This window comes from Pseudomonas sp. HMWF006 (assembly GCF_003061205.1).
GTDB lineage: Bacteria > Pseudomonadota > Gammaproteobacteria > Pseudomonadales > Pseudomonadaceae > Aquipseudomonas > Aquipseudomonas monsensis.
This window is the reverse complement of record NZ_QAIU01000595.1, coordinates 1-21,884: the sequence shown is the minus strand read 5'-3', so window position 1 is coordinate 21,884 and position 21,884 is coordinate 1. Positions and strand designations below refer to the sequence as shown.

General features: G+C 59.5%; 25 protein-coding genes and 1 tRNA gene. 2 read left to right on the top strand and 24 right to left on the bottom strand.

Going from position 1 to position 21,884, the window contains the following annotated elements:
• The 17 genes from DBR24_RS34085 to trmJ form a co-directional block, all read right to left on the bottom strand.
• The coding region (locus tag DBR24_RS34085; protein WP_256591904.1) for a tetratricopeptide repeat protein at nucleotides 1–284 on the bottom strand (284 nt) is incomplete at its 3' end.
• Nucleotides 285–325: 41 nt separating this feature from the next.
• On the bottom strand, nucleotides 326–1,615 hold the full coding sequence (hisS, locus tag DBR24_RS27620) for a histidine--tRNA ligase (RefSeq protein ID WP_128616293.1): 1,290 nt from the start codon (nucleotides 1,613–1,615) through the stop codon (nucleotides 326–328).
• Nucleotides 1,616–1,652: 37 nt separating this feature from the next.
• On the bottom strand, nucleotides 1,653–2,762 hold the full coding sequence (ispG, locus tag DBR24_RS27615; RefSeq protein WP_025109215.1) for a flavodoxin-dependent (E)-4-hydroxy-3-methylbut-2-enyl-diphosphate synthase: 1,110 nt from the start codon (nucleotides 2,760–2,762) through the stop codon (nucleotides 1,653–1,655).
• 3 nt (nucleotides 2,763–2,765) lie between these two features.
• Nucleotides 2,766–3,791, bottom strand: coding sequence for a RodZ family helix-turn-helix domain-containing protein (locus DBR24_RS27610; protein WP_128616292.1), 1,026 nt, complete (start codon nucleotides 3,789–3,791; stop codon nucleotides 2,766–2,768).
• Nucleotides 3,791–4,549, bottom strand: a complete 759-nt coding sequence (pilW, locus tag DBR24_RS27605) for a type IV pilus biogenesis/stability protein PilW (RefSeq protein WP_123466033.1) — start codon at nucleotides 4,547–4,549, stop codon at nucleotides 3,791–3,793. Before pilW ends, DBR24_RS27610 begins: the two co-directional genes overlap by 1 nt.
• 12 nt (nucleotides 4,550–4,561) lie before the next feature.
• Nucleotides 4,562–5,710, bottom strand: coding sequence for a 23S rRNA (adenine(2503)-C(2))-methyltransferase RlmN (gene rlmN, locus DBR24_RS27600; protein ID WP_128616291.1), 1,149 nt, complete (start codon nucleotides 5,708–5,710; stop codon nucleotides 4,562–4,564).
• A 28-nt stretch (nucleotides 5,711–5,738) separates the two neighbouring features.
• The gene (gene ndk, locus DBR24_RS27595; protein WP_003227894.1) at nucleotides 5,739–6,164 is read right to left on the bottom strand and encodes a nucleoside-diphosphate kinase; all 426 of its coding nucleotides are present in this window, start codon (nucleotides 6,162–6,164) and stop codon (nucleotides 5,739–5,741) included.
• Between the two features lie 88 nt (nucleotides 6,165–6,252).
• Complete coding sequence (gene iscX / locus DBR24_RS27590; protein WP_027619659.1) at nucleotides 6,253–6,453, bottom strand: Fe-S cluster assembly protein IscX; 201 nt, start codon at nucleotides 6,451–6,453, stop codon at nucleotides 6,253–6,255.
• 14 nt (nucleotides 6,454–6,467) lie between these two features.
• On the bottom strand, nucleotides 6,468–6,809 hold the full coding sequence (fdx, locus tag DBR24_RS27585; RefSeq protein WP_025109219.1) for an ISC system 2Fe-2S type ferredoxin: 342 nt from the start codon (nucleotides 6,807–6,809) through the stop codon (nucleotides 6,468–6,470).
• Nucleotides 6,809–8,674 carry a Fe-S protein assembly chaperone HscA gene (gene hscA, locus DBR24_RS27580; RefSeq protein WP_123466027.1) on the bottom strand — a complete coding sequence of 622 codons (1,866 nt, stop codon included), beginning with the start codon at nucleotides 8,672–8,674 and terminating at the stop codon, nucleotides 6,809–6,811. Before hscA ends, fdx begins: the two co-directional genes overlap by 1 nt.
• 51 nt (nucleotides 8,675–8,725) lie before the next feature.
• Complete coding sequence (gene hscB, locus DBR24_RS27575; RefSeq protein WP_003227901.1) at nucleotides 8,726–9,247, bottom strand: co-chaperone HscB; 522 nt, start codon at nucleotides 9,245–9,247, stop codon at nucleotides 8,726–8,728.
• A gap of 8 nt (nucleotides 9,248–9,255) precedes the next feature.
• Nucleotides 9,256–9,579 (bottom strand): iron-sulfur cluster assembly protein IscA, encoded by a 324-nt coding sequence (iscA, locus tag DBR24_RS27570; RefSeq protein ID WP_003227904.1) that lies wholly within the window; start codon nucleotides 9,577–9,579, stop codon nucleotides 9,256–9,258.
• A 28-nt stretch (nucleotides 9,580–9,607) separates the two neighbouring features.
• Nucleotides 9,608–9,994, bottom strand: coding sequence for a Fe-S cluster assembly scaffold IscU (iscU, locus tag DBR24_RS27565; protein WP_003248539.1), 387 nt, complete (start codon nucleotides 9,992–9,994; stop codon nucleotides 9,608–9,610).
• A gap of 100 nt (nucleotides 9,995–10,094) precedes the next feature.
• Nucleotides 10,095–11,309: an IscS subfamily cysteine desulfurase gene (locus DBR24_RS27560; RefSeq protein ID WP_123466025.1), complete on the bottom strand. Its 1,215-nt coding sequence runs from the start codon at nucleotides 11,307–11,309 to the stop codon at nucleotides 10,095–10,097.
• 47 nt (nucleotides 11,310–11,356) lie between these two features.
• Nucleotides 11,357–11,848 (bottom strand): Fe-S cluster assembly transcriptional regulator IscR, encoded by a 492-nt coding sequence (gene iscR, locus DBR24_RS27555; protein ID WP_003227911.1) that lies wholly within the window; start codon nucleotides 11,846–11,848, stop codon nucleotides 11,357–11,359.
• Nucleotides 11,849–12,085: 237 nt separating this feature from the next.
• Nucleotides 12,086–12,862 (bottom strand): serine O-acetyltransferase, encoded by a 777-nt coding sequence (cysE, locus tag DBR24_RS27550; RefSeq protein ID WP_025109222.1) that lies wholly within the window; start codon nucleotides 12,860–12,862, stop codon nucleotides 12,086–12,088.
• A gap of 3 nt (nucleotides 12,863–12,865) precedes the next feature.
• Nucleotides 12,866–13,636, bottom strand: a complete 771-nt coding sequence (trmJ, locus tag DBR24_RS27545; protein WP_123466023.1) for a tRNA (cytosine(32)/uridine(32)-2'-O)-methyltransferase TrmJ — start codon at nucleotides 13,634–13,636, stop codon at nucleotides 12,866–12,868.
• Nucleotides 13,637–13,781: 145 nt separating this feature from the next.
• Here trmJ and suhB point away from each other — a divergent pair, with 145 nt between their 5' ends.
• Nucleotides 13,782–14,600 (top strand): inositol-phosphate phosphatase, encoded by an 819-nt coding sequence (suhB, locus tag DBR24_RS27540; RefSeq protein WP_016773320.1) that lies wholly within the window; start codon nucleotides 13,782–13,784, stop codon nucleotides 14,598–14,600.
• Between the two features lie 160 nt (nucleotides 14,601–14,760).
• Here suhB and DBR24_RS27535 read toward each other — a convergent pair whose 3' ends face one another.
• From DBR24_RS27535 to queA, 6 genes are all read right to left on the bottom strand, one after another.
• The gene (locus tag DBR24_RS27535) at nucleotides 14,761–15,309 is read right to left on the bottom strand and encodes a glycine zipper 2TM domain-containing protein (protein ID WP_128616290.1); all 549 of its coding nucleotides are present in this window, start codon (nucleotides 15,307–15,309) and stop codon (nucleotides 14,761–14,763) included.
• Between the two features lie 122 nt (nucleotides 15,310–15,431).
• On the bottom strand, nucleotides 15,432–16,346 hold the full coding sequence (gene secF / locus DBR24_RS27530) for a protein translocase subunit SecF (RefSeq protein ID WP_123466021.1): 915 nt from the start codon (nucleotides 16,344–16,346) through the stop codon (nucleotides 15,432–15,434).
• 9 nt (nucleotides 16,347–16,355) lie between these two features.
• Nucleotides 16,356–18,224 (bottom strand): protein translocase subunit SecD, encoded by a 1,869-nt coding sequence (gene secD / locus DBR24_RS27525; protein ID WP_128616289.1) that lies wholly within the window; start codon nucleotides 18,222–18,224, stop codon nucleotides 16,356–16,358.
• Between the two features lie 65 nt (nucleotides 18,225–18,289).
• Nucleotides 18,290–18,628: a preprotein translocase subunit YajC gene (yajC, locus tag DBR24_RS27520; RefSeq protein ID WP_003227923.1), complete on the bottom strand. Its 339-nt coding sequence runs from the start codon at nucleotides 18,626–18,628 to the stop codon at nucleotides 18,290–18,292.
• Between the two features lie 43 nt (nucleotides 18,629–18,671).
• Nucleotides 18,672–19,787, bottom strand: a complete 1,116-nt coding sequence (tgt, locus tag DBR24_RS27515) for a tRNA guanosine(34) transglycosylase Tgt (protein ID WP_161794909.1) — start codon at nucleotides 19,785–19,787, stop codon at nucleotides 18,672–18,674.
• 14 nt (nucleotides 19,788–19,801) lie between these two features.
• A complete protein-coding gene (gene queA, locus DBR24_RS27510) occupies nucleotides 19,802–20,851 on the bottom strand; it encodes a tRNA preQ1(34) S-adenosylmethionine ribosyltransferase-isomerase QueA (RefSeq protein ID WP_128616288.1) in 1,050 nt (349 codons plus the stop codon).
• Nucleotides 20,852–20,959: 108 nt separating this feature from the next.
• Between queA and DBR24_RS27505 the strand changes: the two genes are divergently transcribed.
• Nucleotides 20,960–21,044 (top strand) — tRNA-Leu (locus tag DBR24_RS27505).
• A gap of 114 nt (nucleotides 21,045–21,158) precedes the next feature.
• Here DBR24_RS27505 and DBR24_RS27500 read toward each other — a convergent pair.
• Nucleotides 21,159–21,515, bottom strand: coding sequence for a hypothetical protein (locus DBR24_RS27500; protein ID WP_128616287.1), 357 nt, complete (start codon nucleotides 21,513–21,515; stop codon nucleotides 21,159–21,161).
• Between the last annotated feature and the right edge of the window lie 369 nt (nucleotides 21,516–21,884).

Genomic DNA, 21,884 nt, shown 5'->3' with positions numbered 1-21,884 from the left:
CTGCCGTACTGCGCGTACGCGGTGCCGCCGAATTCGCTGTTGAGCTTGCCGGCCAGATCCGCAACGCGGGCCGCATCAGGCTTGCCGTCAGGCGTCAGCGTGGTTTCCAGCAGTTGCTGATAAAGCACCGAGGCGCCTTGCGACTGGTTGCTCTGATACTTGTGATAAGCCTGCCAGCCGAACACGATAACCAGTGCCAACAGGCCGCCGGTGACCAGAGGTTTGCCGTTGCGTGTCCACCAGTCCTTCAAATCCGCCAACTGTTCGTCTTCGGTACTCGACACCCCAATACTCCTTAATCGCTAAATCGGCTGTTTAGACAGCTTCAACCCTGCACGACGCAGGTGGCCAGGTGAGCGGCGAGCGCATCCCAGGCAATGCTTTGTTGTTCGCCCTGGCCACGCAGGGGTTTGAAACCTACCACTTGCTGGGCCATTTCGTCGTCACCCAGGATCAGTGCGTACAGCGCACCGCTCTTGTCGGCTTTCTTGAACTGGCTTTTGAAGCTGCCGGCGCCGGCATTGACTTGCAGACGCAGGTTTGGAAGTTGATCGCGGACACGCTCGGCCAGGGCCAGGCCGGCCAGTTCGGCTTGCTCACCGAAGGCGCAGAGGTAGACGTCGACCTGACGGGAGATTTCTTCCGGGATCTGCTCAAGGGTTTCCAGCATCAGCACCAGACGTTCGATACCCATGGCGAAACCCACGCCGGTAGTCGGCTTGCCGCCCATCTGCTCGACCAGACCGTCGTAACGACCGCCCGCGCAGACAGTGCCCTGGGCGCCGAGCTTGTCGGTGACCCATTCGAATACGGTTTTGCTGTAGTAATCGAGGCCGCGTACCAGCTTCGGGTTGAGCACGTACGGAATGCCGACGGCATCCAGACGCGCCTTCAGGCCTTCGAAGTGGGCACGGGATTCCTCATCCAGGTAGTCCGCCATCTTCGGCGCACCGACCAGCACCGCTTGAGTGTCGGCATTTTTGGTGTCGAGCACGCGCAGCGGATTGGTTTTCAGGCGACGCTGGCTGTCTTCGTCGAGCTTGTCGTGGTGCGCCGAGAGGTACTCGACCAGCGCTTCACGGTAACGACCACGGGACTCGCTGGTGCCCAGGCTGTTGAGTTCGAGCTTGACCGCATCACGGATGCCCAGCTCGCCCCACAGGCGCCAGGTCATGATGATCAGCTCGGCGTCGATGTCCGGACCGTCGAGGTTGAACACCTCCAGACCGATCTGGTGGAACTGGCGATAGCGGCCTTTCTGCGGACGCTCGTGGCGGAACATCGGGCCGATGTACCAGAGTTTCTGCACCTGGCCACCGCCGGTGATGCCGTGTTCGAGCACCGCACGCACGCACGCCGCGGTACCTTCCGGACGCAGGGTCAGGGAGTCGCCGTTGCGGTCTTCGAAGGTGTACATCTCTTTTTCGACGATGTCGGTCACTTCACCGATCGAGCGCTTGAACAGCTCGGTGAATTCGACGATCGGCATGCGAATCTGCTTGTAACCGTAGTTATCCAGCAAACGCGCAACGGTGCCCTCGAAATAACGCCACAGCGGGGTCTGTTCGGGCAGGATGTCGTTCATGCCACGTATGGCTTGCAAAGACTTGCTCACTTTAAATCCTTAAATTCGTTCGGCGCTTCAGTCAGGCTCAGCCGCGCGCGATAACCGCTGCGTCAGCTTCGACCTTCTCGGCCGCTTTCTCGCGGATCAGCTTTTCCAGCTCATCCACCAGATTGTCATTCGTCAGTTTCTGCGACGGCTTGCCGTCGATGTAAATCAGGTTTGGCGTACCGCCGGTCAAGCCGATATGGGCTTCCTTGGCTTCGCCGGGGCCGTTGACCACACAACCGATCACCGCGACATCCAGCGGCACCAGCAGGTCTTCAAGACGCCCTTCCAGCTCGTTCATGGTCTTGACCACATCGAAGTTCTGCCGCGAGCAGCTCGGGCAGGCGATGAAGTTGATGCCACGGGAACGCAGATGCAAAGACTTGAGAATGTCGTAACCGACCTTCACTTCCTCGACCGGGTCGGCCGCCAGCGAGATGCGGATAGTATCGCCAATCCCCTCGGCGAGCAGCATACCTAGGCCCACGGCGGATTTCACTGTGCCCGAACGCAATCCACCGGCTTCGGTAATGCCCAGGTGCAGCGGCTGGACGATTTCCTTGGCCAGCAAGCGGTAGGCTTCGACGGCCATGAACACGTCAGAGGCCTTCACGCTGACCTTGAAGTCCTGGAAATTCAGGCGTTCGAGGTGCTCGACGTGACGCAGGGCGGATTCGACCAGGGCGGCCGGGGTCGGCTCGCCGTACTTCTTTTGCAGGTCTTTTTCCAGGGAACCGGCGTTGACGCCGATGCGGATCGGAATACCGCGATCACGGGCAGCATCGACCACGGCGCGCACGCGGTCTTCACGACCGATGTTGCCCGGGTTGATACGCAGGCAGTCCACACCCAGTTCGGCGACGCGCAAGGCAATCTTGTAGTCGAAGTGGATGTCGGCAACCAGCGGCACCTTGACCAGTTGCTTGATCTTGCCGAACGCCTCGGCGGCGTCCATGTCCGGTACCGAAACGCGGACGATGTCGACGCCGGCCGCTTCCAGACGATTGATCTGGGCAACGGTGGCAGCCACATCATTGGTGTCGCTGTTGGTCATGCTCTGCACAGCGATAGGCGCATCGCCGCCAACAGGTACGTTACCGACCCAGATCTTGCGCGAAACGCGACGTTTGATTGGAGATTCGCCGTGCATGACTTATTGACCCAACTTCAGGCGAGCAGTCTCGCCACTGGTGAACGGAGCGACATCGACCGGCTGGCCGTTGTAGCTGACCTGTGCGGCGCGGGCAACACCCAGGCGCACACTGAGCGGCGGTTTGCCGCTGACAGCCACGCTGTCGCCTTTATGCTTCAGGCCACTGAACAGCACTTTGCCACGGCCATCGGTGACTTGTGCCCAGCAATCGCCGGTGAATTGCAGCTGAACCTGACCATCGCCGGCCGCCGGAGCCGCCACTTCTGCGGTCGGCGCAGGCGCCACCGGTGCAGTGACGGTTGGCGCAGGCATGGCCGGAACAGCCGGTGCCGGAGTCGCCGCAGGGGCAACGACCGGCGCCGGGGTATGAACTGGTGCGGTTGGCGCTACCGCCGGCGCAGTTGGTGCCGTCGCCGGAGCAACAGGCTCGGCACCGGTCGATTCTGCGGTGGTTTCGGAGGGTGGCAAGGCCAGGGAAGTCGAGCTTTCGGCCTGGTTTTGCGCGACTGCCTGGTCTTCCGGCTCGTCGATCGGATGAATCTGGGTAGTGCCGTCGGCGCCTTCGACTTCGACGTGCTCCGGGGCCAGGGTGGTCAAATCCTTGATCCGCTGCGACGTCTGATCCTGCCACCAGACGAAACCGCCGCCGATGACCGCGATCAGCAACAACAGGCTGACGATACGCAAGATCGTGTGGGAGACCCGCACTGGCTCTTCGATACGGCCCAGGGCGTGGACGTTGCTGCCCTGGGAGTCGGTACCGGTGGACTGGTCGAATTGCTGAACCAGAACGGTCTGGTCCATGCCGAGCAATTTGGCATAGGCGCGAATGTAACCGCGAGCAAAGGTATGCCCCGGCAGCTTGTCGAAAGCGCCGGCTTCAAGATTGCTCAGGGAAGACACGGTGAGGTTGAGCTTGAGGGCCACTTCGGCCAGCGACCAGCCATTGCTTTCGCGGGCCTGGCGCAGAGTCTCACCGGGGTTAACGCGATTCGCTGCTACAACTTCGGGATGCGCCGCTTTCATCATTGCTCCGACAGGTATTGCTGATATTCCGGCGTACCGGGATAGAGTCGTTTTAATTGCAGGCCGTAACTGGCGGCCTTGTCGCGATCTTCAAACACTTTTGCCAGCCGAACGCCGAGCAATAGACTACGTGCATTTTGCTCGGTTAGCAGGCTGAAACGGTCGTAATAGTCACGCGCGGGCACATAATGCCTGTCTTCGAAGGACAACTCAGCCATTTCCAGCAAGGCACGCGGTTGTTGACGATTCAGACGCAGAGCCTTTTCCAGCTGCTGCTGCGCCAGATCGCGCTGACCGAGCTTCGCCGCCGTCATGCCGAGGTTCTCGAACACTCGCGAACGCTCAGGATACAGGGTATCGGCGGCCGCCTGTTCAAAACGCTCGTAGGCTTCCTTGTAACGCTGTTCTTCGTAGAGAAAACTGCCGTAGTTGTTGAGGGTGCGCGCATCGGCGGGTCGGGAGGACAGGGCTTTGCGAAAGTGCTCGTCAGCCAGTTTCGGCTCCATTTCGGCCTGAAACACCAGCCCGAGGGCGGCATTGGCGTCAGGGTCGGAATCGTCAAGCTCCAGCGCCTTTTTCAGCGGCACCTTGGCCCGCTCGGTCATGCCCTGCTGCAAGTACCCCAGGCCCAACTGCACGTAGGCAGCCCGCGCTTCATCGCGGCCCTTGCTGGTCTTCATCGGGTTGTAGTCACCCGACAGGACACAACCAGCACACAGGCTGGCTATCAGCAACAGCAGCGCAAAGCGCAGGGACATAGAGATCCTCTCTTAGTTAGTGTTCGCGGCGTTCTGTGCCAGATCGCCGTCGGCGCTCAACTCACGCACGGCGATGTAACGTTCGCTGCGACGGGTGCGATCCAGCACCTGCCCTACCAATTGACCACACGCGGCGTCGATGTCTTCACCACGGGTGGTGCGGACGGTGACGTTGTAACCGGCCTGATGCAGTTGATCCTGGAACCGGCGGATAGCGTTGTTGCTCGGCCGCTCGTACCCGGAGTGCGGGAACGGGTTGAACGGGATCAGGTTGATCTTGCACGGAATGTCTTTCAGCAACTCGATCATTTCCACGGCGTGCTCAAGTTTGTCGTTGACGTCCTTGAGCAAGGTGTACTCGATGGTCAGCACACGCTTCTCGCCGAGGGCGGACATGTAGCGCTGGCACGACTCGAGCAGCATCTTAAGCGGATACTTCTTGTTGATCGGCACCAATTGGTTACGTAATGCGTCATTCGGTGCGTGCAGGGACAACGCCAGGGAGACGTCGATGTGCTTGGCCAGCTCATCGATCATCGGCACCACACCCGACGTGGACAGGGTCACGCGGCGCTTGGAGATCCCGTAGCCGAGGTCATCCATCATCAGATGCATGGCGGCCACGACGTTGTCGAAGTTCAGCAGCGGTTCGCCCATGCCCATCATCACCACGTTGGTGATGGCGCGGTCGATGGTAGCCGGAACACTGCCGAAAGATTTGTTGGCAATCCACACCTGACCGATGACTTCGGCGGCAGTGAGGTTGCTGTTGAAGCCTTGCTTGCCGGTGGAGCAGAAACTGCAGTCCAGGGCACAGCCTGCCTGGGACGAAACGCACAGCGTGCCGCGTTTGCCCTGGGGAATGTACACGGTCTCGACACAGCTGCCGGACGCCACGCGCACCACCCACTTACGGGTGCCGTCGCTGGAGATGTCCTCGCTGACCACTTCGGGACCACGAACCTCGGCAATAGCCTTGAGCTTGTCGCGCAGGGCCTTGCTGACGTTCGTCATGGCGTCGAAATCATCGACGCCAAAGTGGTGAATCCATTTCATTACCTGACCGGCACGGAAACGCTTCTCCCCGATTGAGTCGAAGAATTTTTCCATTTCCGGCTGGGTCAGACCCAGCAGGTTTGTTTTAACAGTCGATGTAGTCATGGATTCACCTTCACTCTCAAGCCAATGCTTAGCGAGTGGTTACTTCAGTAGCTGCGAAGAAGTACGAGATTTCGCGAGCAGCAGCGGCTTCGGAGTCCGAACCGTGAACGGCGTTGGCGTCGATCGACTCAGCGAAGTCAGCACGGATGGTACCGGCAGCAGCTTCTTTAGGGTTGGTAGCGCCCATCAGCTCACGGTTGCGAGCGATAGCGTTTTCGCCTTCCAGAACCTGAACAACAACCGGACCGGAGATCATGAAAGCAACCAGGTCACCGAAGAAACCACGCTCTTTGTGCTCAGCGTAGAAGCCTTCAGCTTCGGCTTTGGACAGCTGCTTCATTTTCGAAGCAACAACTTTCAGACCAGCCTTTTCGAAGCGGGTAACGATTTCGCCGGCAGCGCCTTTAGCAACGGCGTCAGGCTTGATGATGGAGAAAGTACGTTGAACAGCCATGGTGTAACTCCAGAAACGGTAATTTGCGAAAAATTAAACCCGCGAATTATACGCGGGTTCTTGGGTATTGCCTAACCTGCGAGGACGATCAGTCGACTTCTTCGATCCAGAGCGCCTGAACCGCTTCCAACACCTTCTCGCCGACACGGCCAGAGGTGTTGTCGAAGTCAGGCAGTTCCATGATCCATCGCTGCAGGTCGACGAAATTGACAGAAAGCGGATCTACATCCGGTTTGGCTTCGGCCAATTCTTCTGCAATGCGTTGAACATCATTCCAACCGTAGCTCATGACAGTCTTACCAGTCAGTGCGGCGCTTCAGCCGCATGGTTAAGCGAATATTTCGGGATTTCGACGGTGATGTCTTCTTCACCGACGATAGCCTGACAGGCCAGACGCGACTGCGCTTCAAGACCCCAGGCGCGATCGAGAAAGTCTTCTTCCAGCTCGTCCGCCTCTTCCAGCGAGTCGAAACCCTCGCGGATGATGCAGTGGCACGTGGTGCAAGCGCAGACGCCGCCACAGGCACTTTCCATCTCGATATGGTGTTCGTGGGCCAGTTCAAGAATAGATGTGCCGGGCGCAGCCTCGACCACCATGCCCTCAGGGCAAAACTTCTCGTGTGGCAGAAAAATGACCTGCGGCATCAGATATCCTCGATTTCATTCAGATTGCGCCCCGACAGAGCGGCTTTCACCGTCAGATCCATGCGGCGGGCAGCAAAAGCATCGGTCACTTGCGACAGACGCTTGGTCTGCTGCTCGATGGCGTAACCATCGGTGCCTTTCATCAGTTCAATGAGTTCCTGCACCTGCAGGTCGATGACCATGCGCTCTTCGGCGTCGAGCAAACGCTCGCCATCGGCCTCCAGAGCGCCCTGCACCGCTTCGATCAGGCGCTGGGCATCGACTTGCTGCTCACGCAGAACACGGGCGACCTTGTCGTCGTTGGCGTGCTGGAACGAGTCCTTGAGCATCTTGGCGATTTCGCCGTCGGTCAGTCCGTACGACGGCTTGACCTGAATACTCGCCTCAACGCCCGAACCCAATTCACGGGCGGACACGCTGAGCAGACCGTCGGCATCGACCTGGAAGGTCACGCGAATCTTCGCCGCCCCGGCCACCATTGCTGGAATGCCGCGCAGTTCGAAGCGTGCCAGGGAGCGGCAGTCGCTGATCAGCTCGCGCTCGCCCTGCAACACGTGGATCGCCATGGCCGACTGGCCATCTTTATAAGTGGTGAAGTCCTGAGCGCGAGCGACCGGGATGGTGGTGTTGCGCGGAATCACCTTCTCCATCAGACCGCCCATGGTTTCCAGCCCCAGGGACAGCGGAATCACATCGAGCAGCAGCAGTTCGCCGCCATCACGCTTGTTGCCAGCCAGCGTATCCGCCTGGATCGCGGCCCCGATGGCCACCACTTGATCCGGGTCGATTTCCGTCAATGGCTGACGACCAAAAGCTTCGGCGACCGCTTCGCGCACACGCGGCACACGGGTCGAACCGCCGACCATGACCACGGCGTGTACGTCTTCCAGTTCGATACCGGAATCGCGCACGGCACGACGGCAGGCTTTCAGGCTGCGGGCAACCATCGGCTCGATCAGCGCATCGAAGGCTTCGCGGGTCAACTGCGCTTTCCAGTCACCGTAGGCGACTTCAACGCTGGCGGCATCGGTCAGGGCTTCTTTGGCTGCGCAGGCGGTTTGCAGCAGATTGCGTTGTGCGCCTGGATCGAGATCGGCGGACAGGCCGGCGCTCTCGATGATCCAGCCGGCAATCGCGTGGTCGAAGTCATCGCCACCCAGGGCGCTGTCGCCGCCGGTAGCCAGTACTTCGAAAACACCGCCAGTTAGGCGCAAAATCGAAATATCGAAGGTGCCGCCGCCCAGGTCATAGATAGCAACCAGGCCTTCGGCATGTTGATCCAGACCATAAGCCACAGCGGCTGCGGTCGGCTCGTTGAGCAGACGCAGCACGTTCAGACCGGCGAGTTTTGCCGCATCCTTGGTGGCTTGACGTTGCGCATCGTCGAAATACGCCGGAACGGTGATCACCGCGCCAACCAGCTCACCACCCAAAGTCGCTTCAGCACGCTGACGCAGGACCTTGAGGATATCGGCAGAAACTTCGACCGGGCTTTTCGGGCCCTGCACGGTGTCGATGAACGGCATGTGCGATTCGCCGCCGACAAAGCGGTACGGCAGTTGCTCGCCCAATTGTTTGACGTCGGACAGACCGCGCCCCATCAGGCGCTTGACCGACAGCACAGTGTTCAAGGGATCGGAGGACGCGGCCAGCTTGGCCGATTCGCCAACCTCGACACGATCGGCGTGATAACGCACGGCGGACGGCAGGATGACCTGCCCGTCAGCGTCGGCCAGTGGCTCGGAAAGACCACTGCGCAACGCAGCGACCAGCGAATTGGTAGTGCCCAAGTCGATCCCCACAGCCAGACGACGCTGGTGCGGTTGAGGACTTTGGCCGGGTTCGGCGATCTGCAGTAGGGCCATCGTGATCAGGACTTATCTGTATATCAGGCGTGCGACCGGAGCGGCACTGGGTTAATCGTCGAGGCGCTCTTCTAACTGGCGCACTTCGTAGGTGAGCTTGTCGAGGAACTGCATGCGTCGCATCAGGCGCTCGGCCTGTTCGCGTTGCGCTGCATCATCCCAACAGGCTGCGAAGCTTTCGTTCAACTGTTCCTGAGCGACTTTCAGGCGCCGCTTGAACACAGCAACACCGTCAAGATCGGCGCTGTCCTGGAGGTCTTCGAGCTCTTCGCGCCATTGCATCTGCTGCAAAAGAAACTCGGGGTCGTGAACCGTGACCTCCATCGGCACTTCATGCCCGCTGATGGTCAGCAGGTAGCGAGCGCGCTGGGCCGGACTCTTGAGCGTCTGATAGGCGTCGTTGAGCCGTGCAGACTGCTCGAGCGCCGACCGCTGCTCGCGCTCGGAAGCGTCGGCAAAGCGGTCAGGATGAACGCCGCGCGCCAACTCACGATAGCGCGTGGCCAACTGCTCGAGATCCAGGCGGAAGCTCGGTTGCAGCTCGAATAAAGCGAAATGACAAGGAATACCCACGACAAGCCTCAGATGTTGAAGCTTTCGCCGCAGCCACATTCACCGCGTACGTTGGGGTTGTTGAACTTGAAGCCTTCGTTCAACCCTTCCTTGACGAAATCGAGCTCGGTGCCGTCCAGGTAAGCCAGGCTTTTCGGGTCGATGATCACTTTTTCGCCGTGACTCTCGAACACCTGATCCTCGGCAACCACCTCGTCGACAAACTCCAGCACGTAGGCAAGGCCGGAACAGCCTGTGGTGCGAACACCCAGACGAATCCCTTCACCTTTGCCGCGCCCGTCGAGGGAGCGTCGCACGTGTCGAGCAGCCGCTTCTGTCATGCTGATAGCCATCGTTGACTCCTTACTCGTCGCCCAATGCTTAGATCAAGCCTTTCTTCTGCTTGTAATCGCGAACAGCTGCCTTGATGGCGTCTTCAGCGAGTACCGAGCAGTGGATTTTCACTGGCGGCAGGGCCAGTTCTTCGGCCAGCTGAGTGTTCTTGATGGTTTCCGCTTCGTCCAGGGTCTTGCCCTTCATCCACTCGGTGGCGAGGGAGCTGGAAGCGATTGCCGAACCGCAGCCGTAAGTCTTGAACTTGGCGTCTTCAATCACGCCCTGCTCGTTGACCTTGATCTGCAGACGCATCACGTCGCCGCACGCCGGCGCGCCGACCATGCCGGTGCCGACATCCGGATCTTCGGCATTCATCTTGCCGACGTTGCGCGGGTTTTCGTAGTGGTCGATGACCTTTTCGCTGTAAGCCATGATTCTCAATCCTCACTCATCAGGGCCGCTCTTCAGGCCCTGCAACTGCGCTGCGTAATCGCCGCGTCGCTACAGGATCTGTATCCGGCGGCTTCTATATTTAGTGTGCCGCCCACTCGATCTTCGAGATATCGACGCCGTCTTTGTACATGTCCCACAGCGGCGACAGAGCGCGCAGCTTGGTAACGGCCTCGCAGACTTTCTGCGCGGCGTAGTCGATTTCTTCTTCGGTGGTGAAACGGCCGAAGGTGAAGCGGATCGAGCTGTGTGCCAGTTCGTCGTTGCGGCCCAGAGCGCGCAGTACATACGAAGGCTCCAGCGACGCCGAGGTGCACGCCGAACCGGATGATACCGCCAGATCCTTGAGCGCCATGATCAGCGACTCGCCTTCAACGTAGTTGAAGCTCAGGTTCAGGTTGTGCGGAACGCGGGCGGTCAGGCTGCCGTTGACGTACAGCTCTTCCAGATGCTCGACCTGCTTGTAGAAGCGGTCGCTCAACGCTTTGATACGAACGTTTTCGGCAACCATGTCTTCCTTGGCCACACGGAACGCTTCGCCCATGCCGACGATCTGGTGGGTCGCCAGGGTACCGGAGCGCATGCCGCGCTCGTGACCGCCGCCGTGCATGGTCGCTTCGATGCGCACACGCGGCTTGCGGCTGACGTACAGCGCGCCGATGCCTTTAGGGCCATAAGTCTTGTGGGCGGAGAACGACATCATGTCGACTTTCAGTTTCTGCAGGTCGATTTCGACCTTGCCAGTGGACTGAGCGGCGTCGACGTGGAACAGGATGCCTTTCGAACGCAGCATCTCGCCGATGGCGGCGATGTCGTTGATGGTGCCGATTTCGTTGTTCACGTGCATCACCGAAACCAGAATGGTGTCGTCGCGCAGTTCGGCTTCGATCATCGCCGGGGTGATCAGACCGTCTTCAGTCGGCTCGAGGTACGTCACTTCGAAACCTTCACGCTCCAGCTGGCGCATGGTGTCGAGGACAGCCTTGTGCTCGATCTTGGAGGTGATCAGGTGCTTGCCCTTGGAGGCGTAGAAATGTGCCGCACCCTTGATTGCCAGGTTATCGGATTCGGTGGCACCGGAAGTCCAGACGATTTCGCGCGGGTCGGCGTTGACCAGATCAGCCACCTGACGACGGGCGTTTTCGACCGACTCTTCAGCTTTCCAGCCAAACACGTGGGAACGGGACGCCGGGTTACCGAAGTTTCCGTCGACCAGCAGGCACTCACTCATTTTTTGCGCAACACGCGGATCAACCGGGGTGGTCGCAGAGTAATCAAGGTAAATCGGCAATTTCATGGACTATCTCCTAAATCAGGGCTGGCGTGCCGCTAGCTCTTCGGCTGTCATTCGACGGCGGACGCTTCAATCTTGTCCAGGCGTGGCGCCTTGCTGTTGCAACGGCGCTGGTCCTGACGCTGGGCTACTTCTTGCACCTCACGGCGAGTCACAAGGTCAGCCAAGCTGATACCGCTCAGAAATTCGTGAATCTGCAGGCTCAGGTCGCACCACAGATGGTGGGTCAGGCAGGTGTCGCCGGAATGGCAATCGCCCTGGCCCTGGCATTTGGTTGCATCGACCGATTCGTTCACCGCATCGATCACCTGAGCGACCTGGATGCCCTGCATGTCGCGGGACAACTGATAGCCACCGCCTGGGCCGCGAACACTGGAAACCAGGTTACTGCGGCGCAGCTTGGCGAACAGCTGTTCGAGATAGGACAGGGAGATGCCTTGGCGCTCGGAGATATCGGCCAGGGACACGGGCCCGTGCTGCGCGTGCAACGCCAGGTCAAGCATGGCAGTCACGGCGTATCGGCCTTTTGTAGTCAGTCGCATGGACAGTTACCACGGAGTTCGGAATGGGCGGGAGTATGCAATTCCCGAGCATTTAAGTCAACTATAAGACCTAGTGCTTTAGTCGGGTTTACCCGCAAAAGAGCGCGCGCATCATAGCAAAGGCTGGCGACGTACAGCCAGCAGTACCGCGTGACGCTCATCGCGAGCAGGCTCCCCTGACAGGGAAACGCTTTTGAAATGCAGGAGTGAGCCTGCTCGCGATGGCAGCGCTGCGGTTTAGCTGGCCTGACTCTGATCCTTGCCCTTCACGCAGGCGAAGTCTTCTTCACGCAACTCAGGCAAATCTTTCGCACAGTAATTGCTGCCCAGATCCTTCAGCGCGCCGCACATCCCTTCCAGCCGTCCGTCCACCGCTTGCAGGTGATCGAGCAACTGACCGATGGCACGTGCCACCGGATCGGGCATGTCTTCGCTGACGCCGTAGGCATCGAAACCGATCTTCTCGGCCATGGCCTTGCGCTTGGCGTCCTGTTCCTCGTCCGACTTGACGATGATTCGTCCCGGAATGCCGACCACAGTCGCGCCCGGCGGCACTTCTTTGGTCACCACGGCATTGGAACCGACCTTGGCGCCGGCACCGACCGTGAACGGCCCCAGCACCTTGGCCCCGGCGCCGACAACAACACCGTCACCCAGAGTCGGGTGGCGCTTGCCCTTGTTCCAACTGGTGCCACCGAGGGTCACGCCCTGATAAATGGTCACGTCGTCACCGATCTCGGCGGTTTCACCAATGACGATGCCCATACCATGGTCGATGAAGAAGCGACGCCCGACCTTGGCCCCCGGATGAATCTCGATGCCGGTCAACCAGCGACCGAAGTTCGACACCAGCCGCGCCAGCCATTTCAACTCATTGCGCCACAGCATGCCGGCCAACCGGTGAATCCAGATCGCATGCATGCCGGGGTAGCAGGTCAGGACTTCAAAAGCGTTACGCGCCGCCGGGTCTCGATGGAATACGCTCTGGATATCTTCACGCAAACGCTCAAACATCATTTAGTCCTTCCGCTTAAGAAGCTCACCACGGGCCGCTTTCTGGGTTTCCGTGAGGATGCCACGCAAAATATTCATTTCCGCCCGACTGACCGAGCTGCGTCCGTACAACCGGCGCAGGCGCGCCATCAAGTGCCGGGGCTTTTCCGGATCGAGGAATTCGATGGCGACCAGCGTCTGCTGCAGATGCTCATAAAAGCGCTCCAGCTCATCCATGGTCGCCAGCTCGGCACTTTTCACCGAAGCCACTTCTTCTTTCTCGATCTTGCTCGGCTGACCTTGTGCCGCCAGCCAGGCCATGCGCACTTCATAGCTCAACACCTGCACCGCCGCCCCGAGATTCAGCGAACTGAACTCTGGATCGGAGGGGATGTGCACGTGAAAGTGACATCGCTGCAGCTCTTCATTGGTCAGGCCGGAATCTTCACGACCGAACACCAGGGCGATTTGCGCGCCCTGCCCGGCTTCCTCGACCACTTTGCTGCCGCATTCGCGCGGATCGAGCAGCGGCCAGGGAATGCGCCGGTCACGGGCGCTGGTGCCAAGCACCAGATTGCAGCCGACCAAGGCGTCTTCCAGGGTGGCGACGACTTGCGCGTTTTCAAGGATGTCACCGGCACCCGAAGCTCGAGCATCGGCTTCGTGATGCGGAAATACCCGCGGTTCGACCAGTACCAGCCGCGACAGACCCATGTTTTTCATGGCGCGCGCGGCCCCGCCGATGTTGCCGGGGTGGCTGGTGTTGACCAGGACGACACGAATGTTCTGCAGCAAGGGAGGCGCTCTCGGACACGGGAAAGGGGTGCAAATCTTACAGAACAGCCTACCGTTAAGCTATGAAAGCTAACAGCGTCCTTCACCTGAAGAAAAGTTCTGATAGAATGCGCGGCTTTCTTTAACAACCTTAGGTGACACATCCATGCAGCCCATGCTGAATATCGCGCTGCGCGCCGCCCGCAGCGCCAGTGAACTGATCTTCCGCTCCATCGAGCGCCTGGATACCATCAAGGTCGACGAAAAAGACGCCAAGGATTATGTATCCGAGGTTGATCGCGCCGCCGAACAAAAAATCATTGATGCCCTGCGCAAGGCTTACCCGAATCACTCGATCCAGGGTGAAGAGACTGGTCTGCACGCCGGTACCGGCATCGAAGGCGAAGAGTACCTGTGGATCATTGATCCGCTGGACGGCACCACCAACTTCCTGCGCGGCATTCCTCACTTCGCTGTCAGCATTGCCTGTAAATACCGTGGCCGCCTGGAACACGCTGTTGTTCTGGACCCGGTTCGCCAGGAAGAATTCACTGCCAGCCGTGGTCGCGGCGCTCAACTGAACGGTCGTCGTCTGCGCGTCAGCGGTCGTACCAGCCTCGACGGTGCACTGCTGGGCACTGGCTTCCCGTTCCGTGACGACCAGATGGACAACCTCGACAACTACCTGGGCATGTTCCGCGCCCTGGTTGGCCAGACTGCCGGCATCCGCCGCGCCGGTTCCGCCAGCCTGGACCTGGCCTACGTGGCCGCCGGTCGTTTCGATGCATTCTGGGAATCGGGCCTGTCCGAGTGGGACATGGCTGCGGGCGCCCTGCTGATTCAGGAAGCCGGCGGCCTGGTGAGCGACTTCACCGGCGGTCACGACTTCCTTGAAAAAGGCCACATCGTTGCCGGCAACACCAAATGCTTCAAGGCAGTCCTGACGGCGATCCAGCCGCACCTGCCGGCCTCGCTGAAGCGCTAAGCTTCCCGCGAAACGCAAAAAAGCACCCTTCGGGGTGCTTTTTTTATGCCTGGAATTCGACCTCTACCACACCACTCCTACAGGGGATTTGTTGCGCGGCCTAAATGGCGGGCACAAAAAAAGCACCCCGCAGGGTGCTTCTTTTTAAAACAGTCGACCCTTACTGAGCCGGCTCATTCTGCGACAGAATCAACTTGCCGTCCTTGTCGACCGGAATCTGATTGCCCGGATCACGATCCATCCGCACTTTACCTTCCTTGCCATCGAGCGAGTAACGCACGTCGTAGCCGACGACTTTGTCACTGATGTCATTGACCGTGTTGCAGCGGGTTTGCGTGGTGGTGTAGGTGTCACGCTCCTGCATGCCTTCCTGCACCTTGTTACCCGCATAACCGCCACCGACCGCACCCGCTACCGTGGCAATCTTCTTGCCGGTGCCGCCGCCAATCTGATTGCCCAGCAAACCACCTGCCAGCGCACCCACAACGGTACCGGCAATCTGGTGTTGATCTTTTACCGGTGCCTGACGAGTCACTGTCACGTCCTTGCACACTTCACGTGGAGTCTTGATCTGTGTTTTAACCGGCTCAACGGCCAAAACTTGCGCATACTCAGGGCCGCTTTTAACCAGGCTGTAGGTGGCAACAGCACCCCCGGCAGTCACACCGACAGCACCCAATACCGCACCAACCAGCAACGACTTGTTCACATGAACCTCCTGACCATCACATGCGGGACGCGCCCGCGCTTCTCCCAGCCTTGGAGCATAAAAAAAGGCGCGAGTTCAACTCGCGCCTTTTTTGGCTGACAGCTGGAAAAAAGCGATGGCCGTTATGGACGGTCGTCGACTTCCTTTTCGGTGTTGGCCGGTGGAATCAGGTCTTCAGTGGTCAGGTTCAGCCAGATCAGCACCACGTTCGCGATGTAGATCGAGGAGTAAGTACCCGCCAGCACACCGATGAACAGGGCGATGGAGAAGCCAAACAGGTTGTCGCCACCGAAGAACAGCAGTGCCGCGATCGCCAGCAACGTGGAGATCGACGTCGCCATGGTGCGCAACAGGGTCTGAGTGGTCGAGATGTTGATGTTCTCGATCAGCGAAGCCTTGCGCAACACGCGGAAGTTCTCACGAACCCGGTCGAACACGACGATGGTGTCGTTCAGCGAGTAACCGATGATCGCCAGCACTGCCGCCAGCACCGTCAGGTCGAAGGTGATCTGGAAGAACGACAGGATACCCACGGTCACGATCACGTCGTGGATCAGCGAAACGATGGCGCCGACCGCGAACTTCCACTGAAAGCGGAAAGCCAGGTAGATCAGGATGCCGCCGAGCGCCAGCAGCATGCCGAGGCCGCCCTGGTCGCGCAGCTCTTCACCGACCTGCGGACCGACGAACTCGACGCGCTTGACCGTTGCCGGGTTGTCGCCGCCGACTTTCTGCAGCGCGTCCGCGACTTGATGGCCCAGCTGCGGGTCTTCACCCGGCATGCGCACCAACAGGTCGGTGGTTGCACCGAAGTTCTGCACCACGGCTTCGTGGTAACCGGAAGCCACCAGTTGCTCGCGCACCTTGGTGACATCCGCCGGACGCTCGTAGGTCAGCTCGATGAGCGTACCGCCGGTGAAGTCCAGGCCCCAGTTCATGCCCTTGTGGAAGACGCTGAAAATAGCCAGCAACGTGAGAAACACTGTGACGCCGAACGCGAAGTTGCGAACGCCCATGAAGTTGATTGTACGTAACATGGCAGCCCCTTAAATCCACAACTTCTTGAAGTCACGACCGCCGAAGATCAGGTTGACCATCGCGCGGGTCACCATGATGGCCGTGAACATCGAGGTAAAGATCCCGAGGGACATGGTCACTGCGAACCCCTTCACCGGGCCGGTGCCCATGGCGAAGAGGATGCCGCCGACCAGCAGAGTGGTCAGGTTGGCGTCGAGAATCGCGGTGAATGCCCGGCCGAAGCCTTCATTGATTGCACGCTGCACGGTCATGCCGGCGGCGATCTCTTCACGGATCCGCGAGAAGATCAGCACGTTGGCGTCGACCGCCATGCCCATGGTCAAGACGATACCGGCGATACCCGGCAGGGTCAGCGTTGCCCCCAGCAGCGACATCAGCGCCAGCAGCAGGACCATGTTCACCGCCAGTGCCACGGTGGCGATCACACCGAAGAAGCGGTAGATGGCGATGATGAATAGCGAGACGAACAGCATGCCCCACAGCGATGCATCAATACCCTTGGTGATGTTGTCAGCACCCAGGCTCGGACCGATTGTGCGCTCTTCAGCGAAGTACATCGGCGCGGCCAGACCACCGGCACGCAGCAGCAGTGCCAGTTCGGACGATTCGCCCTGGCCATTCAGGCCGGTGATACGGAACTGCGCACCCAACGGCGACTGAATGGTCGCCAGGCTGATGATCTTCTTCTCTTCCTTGAAGGTCTGTACAGGAACGTCTTTCTCGACGCCGCCCACAACCTGCTTGGTGTAAGTGGTGACCGGACGCTGTTCGATGAAGATCACCGCCATGCTGCGACCGACGTTGGAACGGGTCGCGCGGCTCATCAGTTCGCCACCGTGACCATCCAGACGGATGTTCACTTCCGGAGTGCCGTGCTCGCCGAAACCGGCCTTGGCGTCAGTCACCTGGTCACCGGTGATGATCAGGCCACGCTCGATCTGTGCCGGCGGACGCTTGCCTTCACGGAACTCGAAGGTTTCGGAAGTGGCTTTCGAAGCACCTGGCTCAGCCGCCAGACGGAACTCGAGGTTGGCCGTCTTGCCGAGGATACGCTTGGCTTCGGCAGTGTCCTGCACGCCCGGCAACTCAACCACAATGCGGTTGGCGCCCTGACGCTGGACGATCGGTTCGGCAACACCCAGCTCGTTGACGCGGTTACGTACCGTGGTCAGGTTCTGCTTGATGGAGTATTCACGGATTTCCGCCAGCTTGGCCGGGGTCATCGCCAGACGCAGCACCGGTTGACCGTTGAGGTCGGCCGGAACAATGTCGAAATCGTTGAAGTTCTTGCGGATCAGTGCACGGGCCTGTTCGCGGGAGTCTTCATCGCTGAAGCCCAGCTGAATGGCACCGCCCAGTTGCGGCAGGCTGCGATAGCGCAACTTCTCTTTGCGCAGCAGGCTCTTGACGTCGCCTTCGTAGACTTTCAGGCGTGCGTCGAGGGCTTTGTCCATGTCCACTTCCAGCAGGAAGTGCACACCACCAGACAAGTCCAGACCCAGCTTCATCGGGTGCGCGCCCAGATTGCGCAGCCATTGCGGGGTGGTTTGTGCCAGGTTCAGCGCGACGACGTAGTCATCACCCAATGCCTTGCGCACAACGTCTTTGGCCGGCAGCTGGTCTTCAGCCTTGGTCAGACGGATCAGACCGCCCTTGCCGCCCGCCGCCAGGGTGGCAGCCTTGACGTTGATCCCGGACTCGTGAAGCGCGGTGCTTACGCGATCCAGATCGGCCTGATTGACCTGCAGGGCCGTGCTGGCACCGCTGATCTGAATGGCCGGGTCATCGGGGTAAAGATTGGGAGCGGAATAAATCAGACCGATCGCCAGCAAAGCCAGGATCAGAATGTATTTCCACAGAGGATATTTGTTCAGCATCACGCCGCCCGTTATGAACGCGGGGCGCCTTGCGCGCCCCGTCGATTGAGTAGAAGTTGTTACCTTTAGATCGCTTTCAGCGTGCCTTTTGGCAGCGTGGCAGCGATGGCGCCCTTCTGGAACTTCATTTCCACGGTGTCGGAAACTTCCAGAACCACGAAGTCATCGGCCACTTTGGTGATCTTGCCGGCGATGCCGCCGGTGGTGACCACTTCGTCGCCCTTGGCAAGGCTGCTCAGCAGGTTCTTCTGCTCTTTGGCGCGCTTGGCCTGTGGACGCCAGATCATCAGGTAGAAGATGACCAGGAAGCCGACCAGGAAAATCCACTCGAAGCCGCCGCCCATTGGGCCAGCAGCAGCCGGTGCAGCTGCGTCAGCCATGGCGTTAGAGATAAAAAAGCTCATTTAGCACTCCAGTTGCAAATGTTGAATCTTGGGGTCAGAAAACTCAGTCCAAAGGCGGAACGGGGAGCCCGCGTTTGGCGTAGAAGGCATCGACAAAGGCGGCCAATGTACCCTGTTGAATAGCCTCGCGCAAACCAGCCATCAGCACCTGATAATGGCGCAAGTTATGGATGGTATTGAGCATGCTGCCGAGCATTTCGCCGCACTTGTCCAGGTGATGCAGATAAGCGCGAGAGAAGTTCTGGCAGGTATAACAATCGCAGGTCGGATCCAGCGGCGAATCATCATGGCGATGGAACGCGTTACGGATCTTCAGCACGCCAGTATCAATGAACAGATGCCCATTGCGGGCATTACGGGTTGGCATCACGCAATCGAACATGTCCACACCGCGGCGCACACCCTCAACCAGATCTTCCGGTTTGCCAACGCCCATAAGGTAACGAGGTTTGTCAGCCGGCATCATGCCCGGCAGATAATCCAGCACCTTGATCATCTCGTGCTTCGGCTCGCCCACCGACAGACCGCCGATGGCCAGGCCATCGAAGCCGATCTTGTCGAGGCCCTCCAGCGAGCGCATGCGCAGATCCTGGTGCATGCCGCCCTGAACGATACCGAACAGCGCCGCGGTGTTATCGCCATGCGCGTTTTTCGAGCGCTGAGCCCAACGCAGCGACAGTTCCATGGATACACGGGCGACGTCTTCGTCAGCCGGGTACGGCGTGCATTCGTCGAAGATCATCACGATGTCGGAACCGAGATCGCGCTGCACTTGCATCGACTCTTCAGGGCCCATGAACACTTTCGAGCCATCGACCGGCGAGGCGAAGGTCACGCCTTCCTCCTTGATCTTGCGCATCGCGCCCAGGCTGAACACCTGGAAGCCGCCGGAGTCGGTGAGAATCGGGCCTTTCCACTGCATGAAGTCGTGCAGGTCGCCGTGCTCTTTGATCACCTCGGTGCCCGGGCGCAGCCACAGGTGGAAGGTGTTGCCCAGAATGATTTCCGCGCCGGTGGCCACGATGTCACGCGGCAACATGCCCTTGACCGTGCCATACGTGCCCACCGGCATGAAGGCCGGGGTCTCGACGGTGCCACGGGGGAAGGTCAGACGACCACGACGGGCCTTGCCATCAGTGGCAAGCAGCTCGAACGACATACGACAGGTGCGACTCATACTGTTTCCTCAGGGCCGCGCGGCGCGGGATTACGGGTGATGAACATCGCATCACCGTAGCTGAAAAAGCGGTACCCGTTGTCGACGGCGGCTTTATAGGCGGCCATGGTTTCGGGATAACCGGCGAACGCCGAAACCAGCATCAACAGCGTGGATTCGGGCAAATGGAAATTAGTGACCAGCGCATCGACCACATGGAACGGCCGGCCCGGGTAGATAAAGATGTCGGTGTCGCCACTAAACGGCTTGAGCACACCATCGCGCGCGGCACTTTCCAGCGAACGCACGCTGGTGGTGCCCACGGCAATCACCCGACCACCGCGTGCACGGCAGGCGGCTACGGCATCGACCACCTCCTGGCCGACTTCCAGCCACTCGCTGTGCATGTGGTGATCTTCGATTTTGTCGACGCGCACCGGCTGGAACGTACCCGCGCCGACGTGCAGCGTGACGAACGCGGTCTCGACGCCCTTGGCGGCAATCGCCTCCATCAGCGGCTGATCGAAATGCAGCCCCGCCGTCGGCGCCGCCACCGCACCGAGACGCTGGGCGTACACGGTCTGATAGCGCTCGCGATCGGAGCCTTCGTCCGGGCGGTCTATATAGGGAGGCAACGGCATGTGCCCGACACGGTCGAGCAGCGGCAAGACTTCTTCATCGAAGCCCAGCTCGAACAACGCGTCGTGACGCGCAAGCATCTCGGCTTCGCCACCGCCGTCGATAAGGATCTTCGAACCCGGCTTCGGCGACTTGCTGGAGCGCACATGGGCCAGCACGCGATGCGAATCGAGCACCCGCTCGATGAGGATTTCCAGCTTGCCGCCGGACGCTTTCTGCCCGAACAGCCGCGCCGGAATCACCCGGGTATTGTTGAACACCATCAAATCGCCCGGGCGCAAATGCTCAAGCAAATCAGTGAATTGACGGTGTGCGAGGGCGCCGCTGACACCATCAAGGGTCAACAGGCGACTACCGCGACGCTCGGCCAAAGGGTGGCGGGCGATCAGCGAATCAGGAAGCTCGAAGGTAAAGTCAGCAACGCGCATGATGGGGTTCGTCTAGCAGGGCCGGAAAGTCTAGCGGAAATATCGAAAATTGACCATGAAACGTGATTGACCAACGGTAATCACCTCTCTATACTTCGCCGCCATTGAGCCCTGATGGCGGAATTGGTAGACGCGGCGGATTCAAAATCCGTTTTCGAAAGGAGTGGGAGTTCGAGTCTCCCTCGGGGCACCAAAATCAAGAAAGGTCTTGCTTAGCAAGGCCTTTTTTTTCGCCTGTCGGAAAGTGCCCGCTGTTCATTCGACGGCCACCCGCTCAAGCGAGAATTCCAATGCTCCAAACACAAGCTCAAAGTCTGCTGGCGATCTCTTCCCACATGTAGTCGTAGTTGTATTTCAGCCAACGAACCAGCAACTTGTCGAACTGCCTGCGTGACCATCTACGCTGCCGCGCCGCGCACCTTTCCTCTATTTCGATCCAGAGCCAATCAGGGTCAAAACCCGTCCAGACAGTGGGCAAAGCCACCGCAATGTTTGTAAAGCACACTGGCGCGACTTCTGAATAAAAAATCTCGTATAGCACCGCTGGATCGACGCCTTTGAGCTGACGTGCGATGTAATCGTAATCAGTGGGAAAATGGTTGAACGGTTCGGACAGTGCGGCTCTGACATTTGTCAGTTGTGGCTCAGTCAGAAAATGTCCCAACGCGAAATCTCCTCCAGTACTTCATCTAGCGAGTCCGCCAGCACTCCTCCCACAGCCCCGCCCGACGACTGATCGCACCCAGGCCACTGCAATTGCGCAGAGACAAGCGCCAGGGCCGCCTGCACCGGCCAGAATGCCTCCAGCGCCCTCTCTCTCCCACGATGATGCCTTGCCGAGCCGCCCCCTTTAGGTTTGTTATCAAATCGCCAGGGCAGCGGCCACGAGAACGCCAGGCTTTCCCATGATCACCATTTTTTTTGTGCCTTTCGTGAACTTGGCATCATCCCGACCGACAGCTTCCAGAATGGTGTTGCATCGCTTACATGCCGACAAGGTCTAGGTGCGAGTGATCGACTTCGTTGACGAGGG

Bases quoted from the DNA above. Each gene is read 5' to 3' on its own strand.
- cysE (WP_025109222.1), bottom strand. From the start codon at position 12,862: ATGTTTGAGCGTTTGCGTGAAGATATCCAGAGCGTATTCCATCGAGAC.
- secF (WP_123466021.1), bottom strand. From the start codon at position 16,346: ATGTTACGTACAATCAACTTCATGGGCGTTCGCAACTTCGCGTTCGGC.
- hscA (WP_123466027.1), bottom strand. From the start codon at position 8,674: ATGGCCCTACTGCAGATCGCCGAACCCGGCCAAAGTCCTCAACCGCAC.
- suhB (WP_016773320.1), top strand. From the start codon at position 13,782: ATGCAGCCCATGCTGAATATCGCGCTGCGCGCCGCCCGCAGCGCCAGT.
- DBR24_RS27610 (WP_128616292.1), bottom strand. From the start codon at position 3,791: ATGAAAGCGGCGCATCCCGAAGTTGTAGCAGCGAATCGCGTTAACCCC.
- tgt (WP_161794909.1), bottom strand. From the start codon at position 19,787: ATGTCGTTCGAGCTGCTTGCCACTGATGGCAAGGCCCGTCGTGGTCGT.
- iscU (WP_003248539.1), bottom strand. From the start codon at position 9,994: ATGGCTTACAGCGAAAAGGTCATCGACCACTACGAAAACCCGCGCAAC.
- pilW (WP_123466033.1), bottom strand. From the start codon at position 4,549: ATGTCCCTGCGCTTTGCGCTGCTGTTGCTGATAGCCAGCCTGTGTGCT.
- rlmN (WP_128616291.1), bottom strand. From the start codon at position 5,710: ATGACTACATCGACTGTTAAAACAAACCTGCTGGGTCTGACCCAGCCG.
- secD (WP_128616289.1), bottom strand. From the start codon at position 18,224: ATGCTGAACAAATATCCTCTGTGGAAATACATTCTGATCCTGGCTTTG.
- yajC (WP_003227923.1), bottom strand. From the start codon at position 18,628: ATGAGCTTTTTTATCTCTAACGCCATGGCTGACGCAGCTGCACCGGCT.
- iscX (WP_027619659.1), bottom strand. From the start codon at position 6,453: ATGAGCTACGGTTGGAATGATGTTCAACGCATTGCAGAAGAATTGGCC.
- DBR24_RS27560 (WP_123466025.1), bottom strand. From the start codon at position 11,309: ATGAAATTGCCGATTTACCTTGATTACTCTGCGACCACCCCGGTTGAT.
- ispG (WP_025109215.1), bottom strand. From the start codon at position 2,762: ATGCACGGCGAATCTCCAATCAAACGTCGCGTTTCGCGCAAGATCTGG.
- queA (WP_128616288.1), bottom strand. From the start codon at position 20,851: ATGCGCGTTGCTGACTTTACCTTCGAGCTTCCTGATTCGCTGATCGCC.
- iscR (WP_003227911.1), bottom strand. From the start codon at position 11,848: ATGCGACTGACTACAAAAGGCCGATACGCCGTGACTGCCATGCTTGAC.
- iscA (WP_003227904.1), bottom strand. From the start codon at position 9,579: ATGGCTATCAGCATGACAGAAGCGGCTGCTCGACACGTGCGACGCTCC.
- fdx (WP_025109219.1), bottom strand. From the start codon at position 6,809: ATGCCGCAGGTCATTTTTCTGCCACACGAGAAGTTTTGCCCTGAGGGC.
- ndk (WP_003227894.1), bottom strand. From the start codon at position 6,164: ATGGCTGTTCAACGTACTTTCTCCATCATCAAGCCTGACGCCGTTGCT.